Annotated in this window: 11 protein-coding genes and 1 pseudogene; 10 read left to right on the top strand and 2 right to left on the bottom strand. The window is 41.6% G+C overall.

Going from position 1 to position 11812, the window contains the following annotated elements:
- From PV763_RS15950 to PV763_RS15920, 7 genes and pseudogenes are all read left to right on the top strand, one after another.
- On the top strand, positions 1 to 494 hold a 494-nt coding region (locus PV763_RS15950; protein WP_420938197.1), incomplete at its 5' end, for a putative oxygenase MesX.
- Positions 495 to 546: 52 nt separating this feature from the next.
- Positions 547 to 1560, top strand: a pseudogene (locus PV763_RS15945) (methionine synthase); the annotation flags it as partial.
- 92 nt (positions 1561 to 1652) lie between these two features.
- A complete protein-coding gene (locus PV763_RS15940) occupies positions 1653 to 2147 on the top strand; it encodes a flavin reductase (protein WP_420938196.1) in 495 nt (164 codons plus the stop codon).
- Positions 2148 to 2410: 263 nt separating this feature from the next.
- Entirely contained in the window at positions 2411 to 3664 is a 1254-nt protein-coding gene (locus PV763_RS15935; RefSeq protein ID WP_420938198.1) for an MgtC/SapB family protein, read from the top strand.
- Between the two features lie 105 nt (positions 3665 to 3769).
- A complete protein-coding gene (locus tag PV763_RS15930) occupies positions 3770 to 5455 on the top strand; it encodes a phosphoethanolamine transferase (protein WP_420938195.1) in 1686 nt (561 codons plus the stop codon).
- Between the two features lies 1 nt (position 5456).
- Positions 5457 to 6128: a response regulator transcription factor gene (locus PV763_RS15925; RefSeq protein ID WP_005106997.1), complete on the top strand. Its 672-nt coding sequence runs from the start codon at positions 5457 to 5459 to the stop codon at positions 6126 to 6128.
- A 5-nt stretch (positions 6129 to 6133) separates the two neighbouring features.
- Positions 6134 to 7453 carry a sensor histidine kinase gene (locus tag PV763_RS15920; RefSeq protein WP_180087040.1) on the top strand — a complete coding sequence of 440 codons (1320 nt, stop codon included), beginning with the start codon at positions 6134 to 6136 and terminating at the stop codon, positions 7451 to 7453.
- A gap of 32 nt (positions 7454 to 7485) precedes the next feature.
- On the opposite strand, the gene PV763_RS15915 is transcribed toward PV763_RS15920, so the two are convergent.
- A complete protein-coding gene (locus tag PV763_RS15915; protein WP_325755301.1) occupies positions 7486 to 8190 on the bottom strand; it encodes a phosphatase PAP2 family protein in 705 nt (234 codons plus the stop codon).
- A 39-nt stretch (positions 8191 to 8229) separates the two neighbouring features.
- The gene (locus tag PV763_RS15910) at positions 8230 to 8616 is read right to left on the bottom strand and encodes a diacylglycerol kinase (RefSeq protein WP_005107001.1); all 387 of its coding nucleotides are present in this window, start codon (positions 8614 to 8616) and stop codon (positions 8230 to 8232) included.
- A 188-nt stretch (positions 8617 to 8804) separates the two neighbouring features.
- On the opposite strand from PV763_RS15910, the gene PV763_RS15905 reads away from it, so the two are divergent.
- The 3 genes from PV763_RS15905 to PV763_RS15895 all read left to right on the top strand — a co-directional run bounded on the left by PV763_RS15905 (position 8805) and on the right by PV763_RS15895 (position 11538).
- Positions 8805 to 9539 (top strand): thermostable hemolysin, encoded by a 735-nt coding sequence (locus PV763_RS15905; RefSeq protein ID WP_004280234.1) that lies wholly within the window; start codon positions 8805 to 8807, stop codon positions 9537 to 9539.
- Between the two features lie 35 nt (positions 9540 to 9574).
- Positions 9575 to 10330, top strand: a complete 756-nt coding sequence (locus PV763_RS15900; RefSeq protein ID WP_420938194.1) for an AMP-binding protein — start codon at positions 9575 to 9577, stop codon at positions 10328 to 10330.
- Positions 10331 to 10884: 554 nt separating this feature from the next.
- Positions 10885 to 11538, top strand: a complete 654-nt coding sequence (locus tag PV763_RS15895) for a hypothetical protein (protein ID WP_420938193.1) — start codon at positions 10885 to 10887, stop codon at positions 11536 to 11538.
- Positions 11539 to 11812 lie beyond the last annotated feature (274 nt).

Raw genomic sequence — 11812 nt, 5'->3', positions numbered from 1 at the left:
AGTATTCGTCGTTAGAAAACAATTATTATGTCATTATTTCAATGAGTTATCTATTTTTGTCGTGTACAGAGAAAAATGATGAGTATTCACGTACCGATGAATACTTCGCCAAAATGGGCTTAACCGTCCGTTATTTCAAACCTGAAAATGCTGCTGCACCTTTAGCATTTTATTTCGCAGGTGATTTATTACGTGATTATACCGATCTGGAGTTGATCAGTGCGATCAGCACCATGGAAAGCTTCCAAAAGATTTACCGTCCTGAAATTTATAATGCGAATTCTGCTGCGGGTCAGGTGTATCAACCCAGCCTTGAGTACCCAGATTATTCATTGACTCAAATTGTGTATGACCGTGTTGAGCGTGGTCAGTTGGCAGTGAAGCAAGGAAAGTGGACGGAAGAGCACTTTATCAAACCTTATAAAGACATTCTGGAGCAATGGGCTGCCGAGTTCACGCTCACAAATATTGCCGACCAAGAACGCGCTGCTTAATACACCACATTATTTTACGAATATAGAGATAGAAGATTAAACATGGCACTTCCCAACATCAACTGCTGGTAGCTTACCGAAACCGTCTTGGCTGGCAGAACCTGAAAAACTTTGGTCACCCTGGAAATTGGAAGGTCAGGAATTGCTTGATGCAAAACAAGATGCATTGCGTTTATCATTGCATGAGCAACAGCAAGCCGGCATTGATATTGTCAGCGATGGGGAACAAACCCGTCAGCATTTTGTGACCACATTTATTGAGCATCTAGAAGGCGTTGACTTCAATCAACGTGAAACGGTCAAAATCCGTGATCGTTATGAAGCGAGCGTGCCATCAGTCGTGGGTGAAGTTTCTCGTCAAAAACCTGTCTTTGTTGAAGATGCCAAATTCTTACGTTCACTCACAGATCAGCTGATTAAATGGGCGCTTCCTGGTCCAATGACCATGATTGATACCTTATATGATGGTCACTACAAGAGCCGCGAAAAACTCGCTTGGGAATTTGCCAAGATCCTGAATCAGGAAGCTCGTGAACTTGAAGCCGTTGGCGTGGATATCATCCAATTTGATGAACCTGCATTTAACGTGTTCTTTGATGAAGTGAATGACTGGGGTGTGGCAACTTTAGAGCGTGCTCTTGAAGGTCTGAAGTGTGAAACTGCGGTACACATTTGCTATGGTTATGGTATTAAAGCCAATACCGACTGGAAAAAGACCTTAGGCTCAGAATGGCGCCAATACGAAGAAGCATTTCCGAAACTGCAAAAATCAAAAATTGATATTGTGTCGCTTGAATGCCATAACTCACGTGTCCCGATGGATCTGATCGAATTGATTCGTGGTAAAAAAGTGATGGTCGGTGCGATTGATGTCGCAAGCAATCAAATTGAAACAGCTGAAGAAGTGGCAAACACGTTGCGTAAAGCACTTCAGTTTGTGGATGCAGACAAACTCTATCCATCAACCAACTGTGGCATGGCACCACTCGGTCGCCAAATTGCACATGGCAAACTCAATGCGCTCAGTTCGGGTGCTGAGATTATTCGTCAGGAATTATCTCGCTAATTAAACTGAATTCATGATGCTTTTAAAAGGTTGAAAGCATCATTTGAGTGTTATAACGCTCTCTATAAAAGGTTGAATCTTGGAATACGGTGATGGTTGAAGCGACAGACTTTAGAAACGCAATGTCTTTATTAACAAGTGCAGTGAATGTAGTGACCACGATGGGCGATTCAGGTCGTCATGGCTTTACTGCATCTGCCGTGTGTAGCGTGACCGATACACCACCGACATTGTTGGTTTGTATGAATAAATTATCTCGTTCACATGCAAGTTTTATAGAGAATAAAGTGCTATGCGTAAATGTACTGAGTGCAGATCAAGCGCATCTTTCTAATGCATTCGCATCTTCAAAATTCAGTTCTGAACAACGATTTGAACAGGGTAAATGGACTGAATTAGAAACGGATTCTCCTGTACTTCAAGATGCACTGGTGAGCTTTGATTGTGAAATTGGGCAGATCCAGGAAGTCGGTACACATACGATTTTGATTTGTCCGATTGTTGCCATTCAACAGAATCAGGAAGATCAAGCCTTGGTTTATTTTAATCGTGCCTATCATCAGGTCGGGGAAACAGAGTCTGTCTAATCCTGGAGCTGATGTAGGATTAAAATATTTTAGATTTAAAAGCTTATTAACTTCCGTAATTTTGATTAAACTGGTCTACTAAGAATAGGGAATTATGTAAACCATAAATAAAGATGAATGGTAGACTGATCCAATAATTTACAGCTATCTATAGCCCAGAATTTAAAGATACAGCGGTTAAATTGATGGGCTGCTTTAAAAAACTATTTATATACTAAAAATACGCACTGTCACTGGATGACACAAGGTGAATGCTCTTGAATATGCTTTTGCAAAGTTTATCTTTTCAGGAATTACTGACCATCATGCTGTCGGCATTAGGCTGTGGGCTTTTAATTGGACTTGAGCGTGAACGTCATAAAAACAATAACCATGAGCAGAGTTTTGCAGGATTAAGATCATTTACAATTACAGCCTTATTGGGTGCTTCATGCTTCCTTTTGCATCTCTATATTGGAGTGATAGGAGCCGTCGCGGTCAGCCTGTTCTGTGTGTATAGCCTGTTTCAACAGAAGCAGGATATCGGTTCTACCACTGAACTGGCTTTTTTGATGACCTATATCATTGGCGCTATTTGTGTGTGGAATATCCCACTTGCTGCAGGGATGGCGGTTCTACTTACGATCATCCTGATGGGCAAACAGACACTGCATCAATTTGCTGGAAAAACGATCCAAAGCTATGAGTTAAGAGATGGGCTACTTTTATTGGCTTTGATATTGATTGCGTTGCCGGTCATGCCCAATAAGCCCTTGTGGGGCGCTGTACTGAATCCCTATATCATCCTTAAACTACTCATTTTAATCTTGATTGTGCAGTCCATGGCACATGTGGCAAAACGAATCCTGTCCAATGATAAGGCGCTTATTTTATCTGCCTTAGCCTCGGGATTTGTCTCCAGTACGGCCACAATTGCCAGTTTGGGCATGCAAGTTCGATCCGGACAGGCCAGTGCTAAATTAAATGCAGGTGCGGGATTAATCTCCTGTATTGCCACCTTATTACAGCTCTTGCTGATTGTTCTGGGAGTGAGCGTAGAATGGTTCAAGTTTCTGCTAATTCCGAGTTTGGTGGGCATCGGAATTTTATGTATTGCTGCCGGATTCTTGATTTATCGAACTCCCCAAGCGGATAACAGTATGAGCATTAATGAAATACAAGAAATTGATAGCCGGATGTTCAGTATAAAAGAAGCGGTAATTATTGCGGTCAGTTTGACCTTAATCCAGGCTGGGATTTACGGCGCGAATCTTCTACTGGGGGATAGCGGCTTAATTTTAGGCACTTTTTTAGCCTCTTTATTTGAAGTGCATGCTGCTGTAGCAGGTGTAGTGATACAGGGAAATCCTCACAACCTGACTTTAATTTATGCTGTTATGATTGGACTTGCGGCACATGCGGTGTCTAAAAGTATCAATTCTTTTGTGACTGGGGGATGGAAATTTTTTCTGTATTTTGCACCTAGCCAGATTCTACATATGTTAGGACTTATCTTTATTCTTCTGAGTTTGAAATAAAAGGGAGCTGGTTTGCATATATTATGAAATGATCCAATCATTTTAAGCCATTTTTAAGTTTCAAATTCTACGCTAAAGCATCTTAAAGTCTTTGAGCCATGGATCATGCTGAAGCTGTTTTCCCGTTCTTCTTTATTTAGTCAGCAACCGAAAAAGTCGATCAGTCTTTCAGGCTTCAACATTTTGCTCGCTATTTGGCTGGGATTGATCCTAAACTTTGCTTTCTATCAGAAAATTCATGAATTTACGCCTTATGCCAATCTGAAAGCAGGTCTGTTACTGGCCGCTACGGCACTGATCATTATTGCGTTTTACAATCTGGTACTACAGTGGCTGAACTGGAAATGGAACGCCAAAATACTGGCTAGTGTCCTGATCATTCTGGGTGGTTTTAGTGCTTATTTTGTCAATAGTCTGGGGGTCGTTATTACTCCGGATCAGATCCAGAATATGCTGCAAACCGATGCCCGCGAAGTTCGTGATCTTTGGTCAATGCGACTGATCATCTGGACACTGGGATTTGTAATATTTCCACTCGGCATCGTCTGGATGCTTCAAATTCAGCCTACATCGACTGGGCATCAGCTGGTGCATAAAAGCCTGAGCAGTGTAGTCTCACTCGGACTGATTCTAGGTTTATTGTTCTGCTTCTATGTCGACTATGCAGCCATCTTCAGAGAGCACCGTGATCTGAAGGGAATGCTTTCTCCACAAAATAGCATCGCATCCACCTTATCCTATTATAAAAAGAAAGCACCTAAAGCGAATTTACCTTTGGTGGCTTTTGGCGAAGATGCTCATCTGTTACAGCAGGCCCAAATGCAGGAGCATCCTAAATTAATGGTGCTAGTTGTTGGAGAAACTGCACGTGCCGAGAGTTTTGCTTTAAATGGCTATGCGCGCAATACCAATCCTGAACTGAGCAAGTTAGCGGTGATTAATTTTAGTCAAGTCAGTTCCTGTGGCACAGCAACTGCCGTTTCAGTCCCGTGTATGTTTTCGGGCATGTCACGTGAAACCTATGATGAACAGCTCGCCAGCCACCGAGAAGGTTTGCTGGATATTGCCCAGCGCGCCGGATATCAGGTGACCTGGATTGATAATAACTCAGGCTGTAAAGGTGCCTGTGACCGGGTACAAAAGTATCAGATTCCGGCACAACTGAAACAGAAGTGGTGTGATGCTGGTGGTGAATGTTTTGATGAAATCCTGGTAGATAGCCTGAAAGATTATCTGGCGCATCTGGATAAAAATAACCCGAAACCGCAGTTAATTGTACTGCATCAGATGGGCAGTCATGGGCCGGCATATTTCAAGCGTTCCAAAGCGCCGTATCAGCCATTTCAGCCGACCTGTAATAGCAATGCCATTCAGGGCTGTAGTACAGAAGAATTAAAAAATAGCTATGATAATTCGATTGTATATACAGACCATGTTCTTGCCCAAATCATTGAAACTTTAAAGCAGCAGACTCAATATCAGCCCGGTTTCTGGTACCTGTCTGATCATGGGGAATCTACTGGAGAGCATGGTTTATACCTGCATGGTGCACCTTATAGTATGGCGCCGACCCAGCAAACCCATGTCCCGATGCTGATGTGGTTCTCCGATGCCTGGAAGCAGCAGAATACTCATCAGGTCAGCTGTCTTAAAGGACAGACCGGACAGGCACGCAGTCACGACCATCTTTTCCCCAGCTTATTAAGTTTACTGGATATAAAAACGCAAGTGACTGAAGCTAAAAATGATATGCTTGCACAATGCTCACCATCATTAAAGAATAGAGCTTGAAATGCATAAAATACTGATTATTGAAGACGACTTTATGATTGCCGAGTCGACTGAAACATTGCTCAAGCTGCATCAGTTTGATGTGTACTGGGTCAATAATGGGATTGAGGGTTTAAAACAGTTACAGCAGCAGGCCTATGATATTGTCCTGCTCGATTTAGGCTTGCCGATGATGGATGGTATGCTGGTGCTAAAAAATATCCGGCAGAAGTTTCCAAATTTACCGGTACTGATTATCTCCGCCCGTGATCAGTTACAAAACCGGGTAGATGGGCTGAATCAGGGAGCAGATGACTATTTAATCAAGCCTTATGAATTTGACGAGTTGCTGGCCCGTATTCATGCCTTAATACGCCGTAGTGGTTTAAAAAATACCGAGATAGATACGAATAAGAAATTATCACACAGCGGTTTGGAACTAGATCTGGAGCAGCATATCGCTCTGTTTAATGGACAGGCTATAGAATTATCCAACCGGGAATGGTCCATCTTAATGGCTATGCTAAATCATCCGAATAAAATTTTTTCCAAGAATGATCTGGAAGACAAGCTTTATGATTTTGACAGTGATGTCAGCAGTAATACGGTGGAAGTCTATATCCATCATCTGCGGGCAAAACTAGGAAAAGACTTCATACGTACCATACGTGGGCTAGGATATCGTTTAGGATGAGCGCCATGCAGAAACGTTATTCCTTGCAAAAACGTCTGGTTATTTATATTTCATTATTTAGCGTAGTACTGGGCTGTGTGCTGATCTTTGCGGCATACCGGATTGCGCTCGAAGAAATTAATGAAGTACTGGATAAACAGATGCAAAGTCTGGCAGAGCGCATTGCAGAAAATCATCCACAACCTTTACAAAGCCAAATTGATCTGGCAAAACAATACAGTGAAGAAGATTTATTTGTAGATATCTGGTCCTATACAGATACAGCCACTTCCTTGCATCCGCAGGATGTTCTGGTGGCACCGGTCAGGAAAGCAGGTTTCTACAAGCATCAAACGCCGTATGGAACCTGGTTAACTTATATTATTCCCGGTAAGCAACTACAGATTCAGGTGAGCCAGCAGCAAAATGTCCGGCAGGAACTGGCCTTAGAACTGGCAGCCAATATGTTTCTTCCTTATGTGCTTTTTTTACCTTTTGCAGTATTTGGCTTAGGCTGGATGATCCGGAAAAACTTTCAGCCGCTCAATGATTTTAAAACTGAATTGGCCAGTCGCAAGGCACAAGACTTAAAGCCAATTGCAATGAAAGATTATCCCCTAGAGCTGGAACCGACTATTCAGGAAATGAATTATCTGTTTGGCCGCATCTCTCTAGCCCAACAGGAACAACGTCAATTTGTAGCGGATTCTGCACATGAATTACGCACGCCACTGACGGCCTTGAATTTACAGCTACAAATTTTGCTACAGCAGTTCCCTCAGAGCGAGTCTATCCATAATTTGAGCCAAGGCATTTTGCGTATGCAGCATCTGGTCAACCAGTTATTAAGTCTGGCCAAACAGGATGTGACCGAAGGTTTAAGCGAACCTGTTCAATTGCTATCACTGAATCAAATGACAGTCACCTGTATCGAAGAACTGATTCAACTGGCACTACAGAAAGACATTGATTTAGGAGTAGAGCAGCAGCAGGAACTGCAGATTCAGGGCCAGGCTTCAGCTTTGCACTCGATTATTTATAATTTAATTGATAATGCAATTAAATACAGTCCGAAGGATGGCGTAATTAATGTGTCGATTTTCCAGCAAGGCCGGCAGGCGGTTTTACAGATTGAAGACAGCGGGGTAGGGATAGATCCTGCTCAATTTAATCAGATCCGGCAACGCTTTTACCGGATTCATAACCATGCAGAAATTGGCAGCGGTTTGGGTTTATCCATTGTAGATAAAGCTACCGAGCGCTTGGGTGGAACACTGGAATTTTCGCGAAGTATTAATCTGGGCGGCCTGTGTGTACAAGTCAAGTTTCCTTTAGGCGAAGCCTAAGCGAATAGGCTTCTGGTTTTTTGGAGTTAAGGTTACCTGATACTAGAGCGTATAGGAGTGGTCTTTTCTATTGGTAGTTTGTGGCTAAACAGCGTATAGCCAATGACATTGATGCACCAGATAATCCAGCCAGTCCATAAATTATGACTCAGGAAATGTGCTCCGCGCATCATTTGTGCCCAGCCCATGGCCAACCCTAAAATTACTGCACCGATCAGAAGAAAATAAGCACGCTTGCGGTTAGAAATACGATAAACAAAATAGCCGGCCATTAAAGCAAAACCACTAGATGCATGCCCTCCAGGAAAACAGTGGCCTGCAGTGGCACTAAAATCCCACAAAATCCCATTATGGGTAGGTATGGTCATATCCCAGGGACAGGCATGGGCTGACTGGGATTTTAAAATTCCGATCGAGGCTGTGGTCAGCACTACCATGCTAAAAAAATAGCCAAATTCCCAGCGCCGTATATACCAGTTCTGCCATTTCAGTGATGCCAACCAGCCCAGTAATAATGTGATATACACTAGAATCAGCAGGTCTTTAACATAGCGATGATTGAGTTCTGCCAGTGCCCATTGTTTTCGAAGGGGAAATTGACCATGATCATCGATAAAGGGATAGATGAGCTGTAAGTCCAGCACTCCTCCAATGTCAAAGAAGTTGAGAAGAATCAAAAAACTGAAGATCAAAAGTAAAGTTTGGGTCAGTAAAAACCGGGAACGGTCAGTGATCATTTTTAAGTTTTCCATTTCAGGCAGTAGCAAGAGCAGAGGTCAAATCAAATGACCAGCCAAAATGATGCCCCAGGTCAGGGCAATTAAACTAAGTGCTACAAACTGAGCCGCACTGCCCATATCCTTGGCATTTTTAGACAGTTCATGCCGTTCCATGGAAATACGATCTACCACTGCCTCTATCGCTGAGTTAATCAGTTCAATGATCAACGCCAATAGGCACACGGCGACCATGAGCGCTTGCTCAACTCGGCTAACTGGCATCCAAAAGCTTAGAGGAATCAAAATAAGATTAATCAGCAGGATCTGCCGGAAGGCGGCCTCATTTTGAAAGGCGGTTTTAAAACCAGCCATGGAATAACGGGTCGCATTAAAAATACGCTGCGTTCCTGAGGTGCCTTTATAAGGTGATCGGTAGGAAGACATAAAGCAGATTCAGTCAATAGAGAGATAGGAACAACTTAAATTTTCAATCTTAAAATGCTCTTAAAAAAACCGGCCGTTCTCTGGATTTTTTATACACATAGCTTTTACATTCTTTTGCACAAAATTAAGAATTTTTTAAGTTTGGACTTCTATCTTGAGTAGCAAGTTAATTTCGTGGTGTGAGCCAAATGATCAAGTTCAGTTTTGATCCTTATTTATCTAGTCAGATTCACTTTCTAAATACATATTTCAAGCAGCCTGAATATAAAAAACAAATCAATCACAATAAATTTTTACTACAAGTACCTCCGGCGTATCCGGTAATTTCAGCACAGGATCAATCGCTACATTTGACGGTCAAAACTGTAGAACAAAGCGAGACACCTGAACGCCGTAGCCTGGAACATTTTATTCAGGAAAAATATCAGCAAGTCCATCAGGCCACTGTATCGAGCTTCTCTTCGACCCTGTTTGCAGGTTATCAAGGCGCCGAGATGCAGGTGGTGATTGGTATGCAGCATTTAAATCAATTTAATGCCTTTCTGGAACAGTATCTCGATGAACCCGTTGAAAACACATTAAGTAAACTGAGCCAAACCCAGGTCAGTCGAGACAAAGTGGTAGAAATTGGCAATCTTGCAGCACTAGATATGGACAAAGCCAAACTGATGGTGGCCTTTCTGGTTTTTCATCTCTCGCAGCAACACATCGAATGGGCAGTATGTACCGGGACAGCCGCTGTGCGTTATGTGCTGCAACAAATGGGATTACATTTTCATGTGCTTGAAAAGGCTGACCCGCAAGTCCTTGGAGAGGCACAACGCCTGTGGGGCAGTTATTACCAGCAGAAACCTTATGTGCTGGCGATTGATGTGGCAGAGGCCCTACAAGTCGCTCGTCAATTTTATCAATTTAGTCATTAAAGCATTTTGCTTGATCAGCGAGGCACAGAATTTAAATGATGACTGCTTTATTTGAACGTATCAGCCTGCAAGCACGACAATATCCGCAGCTAGAAGCGGTAGTCACCACACAGGCAACCCTCAGCTATGCGGAGCTACAGCAGCGGGTAGAATTATTGAGTGCCGGTTTCAAGCAGCTTAATCTGCGCCATCTGGCCTTATGGGGCGTGAGCAGCATCGACTGGATTGTGGTCGATCTTGCCGCACAAAAAGCCGGCATGACTGTAATACCTGTTCCTCTATTTTTTACTGTAGCCCAAGTACGGCATCTGCTTTCCGACAGCCAAACAGAGCTGCTCTGTATTCTGGATGAATCTTTCTCTGCACCAGAATGGCTGTTAAATCTGGCTCAAGACATGAGTAGAGATGAGATTTTTATTGCTGGCCAGCTACATGCACGCTTTTTTCAGCTAGAACAGGCAGTACAGTATTCATCTTCTTTACAAACCCAGCAGCCGGCAAAAATTACCTATACCTCAGGCAGTACCGGAACACCGAAAGGCGTGTGTCTGGCAGAAGATACAATAGAGTCAATTACGCATTCATTCAGTCAGGCACTGGCCAGCAGCCAGCTTGGACGGCATTTGTGCCTGATTCCATTTGCCACCTTGCTGGAAAATATTGCCGGTATTTATGTCGCACTGAGCATGGGACGCGCCGTAATTGTTGGCGAGGTGAGCCAGTTCGGTCTGGTATCTAACCATACTTTTGATACAGAGCGGTTTGTAAATGCAGTGCAGAGCGTCTGCTAAATCCCACAATAAAGTATCAGCCCAGTTTTATTGGGCTGGACTGATTAATTCAATTTTCTTCTAAAAATTTCAAAATTCACTTTTATGGACAAGGAAGATATGAACTTATGGTTAAGTGTATCTTATTTAACTTGTATTTAACTTATGTTTACCTAAAATCCACTTCATAATTATATTTATTAATAATTATTTTTAATTTCAAATACTTATACAAATAAAATGCATTGTTTAATTCCTAATAGTTCATGAACTTGCGTTGTAAAGTAAGTTTGATCCAAATAATAAGATAATAAGCCTATCGACTTGCAAATAAAAACCTAATATTAAAGGTATCCTTTACTCGAAAAGCTAAATCATAATGAATAAAAGCTTATCAATATGAATTATTATGTTAGGCTTAAACATACTGCTAGCTAATATTTCCCATAAAAGAAACATATAATTGCATTAAAAATAGGCATTCATTTCGGTATAAACAGCTTTTAAAACATAAAAGGTATTATTGTTGAGGTCATCAAAATATAATTTCCTTTATTTTTGAAATAACGATTTAAATGAGACGCTCATATAGCAGAAAATATGTACCAAAATCCCAAAGTGGACATTTATATTATGTAAGACTAAAAACAGATGTTGGTACTTTCTACAAAATTGGTTTTACTACTGCAGATTCTGTAGAAGCCCGGTTCGACTATGGCGGTGCACGAGATTCCAGATACATTGATAAGGTTTTGATGTTCACTTACAGTGACCATGCTTATAATGCGGAACAATCACTCCATGGCTGTTTATACGATAAAAAAGCCTTTGAAAAATTTAGTGCAAATGAGCATTTTCCATTAAGTCATAACGGTCAGACTGAGCTTTATATTGAGGATGTATTGGGTTTAGATCTAGATTATGCAACTGCTCAAAAAACCAAGACATTAATGCTCATGGAAGAGAAAAATATGATTATCTCGGATAAGAGTGAAGCTCAATATAAATTTGAGAAAATCTCCTTAAAAGTTTTGGTTGGTATCTGTCTAGTCATTTTATTCCCGATCATATTCTTTTCAGTATTGCTTTATAACCTGATCACTAAACAGAGCTCTAAAGAATACCTATTGGCCATGTTTGATAAGCTGTTTAGAGGCGGTCGCGGTGCCCAGAGAAAACGAGATATAGAGATCAAACAAAAAGTTGGTGCGATCTTGAATACACTGTAAATCAAAAACTTGTATGATGGATACAGACATCGATTCTGGTTCATCATCTGAGTAGGGTCACATAAATATATGAATACTAATAGAAAGTATAAATAGAAATCACGGGGAAAATATTTAGCTCATATGTGTGGCATACTTAATTCTGTGAATATAAGTTTTGCCACACATATGCGGGCTTTATTATTTCTATCTTAATGAGGCTTTGTTGCACAAACCTATCTGTAAAGGCTTTTTCAGCGATATAATTTTCAAATGAAGAAGCCTACACACAAAA

Origin of the sequence: Acinetobacter sp. AS5, assembly GCF_048957595.1 — a bacterium.
Taxonomy (GTDB): domain Bacteria; phylum Pseudomonadota; class Gammaproteobacteria; order Pseudomonadales; family Moraxellaceae; genus Acinetobacter.
The sequence above is the reverse complement of the archived record's forward strand: the minus strand, read 5'-3'. Positions and strand labels throughout refer to the sequence as shown.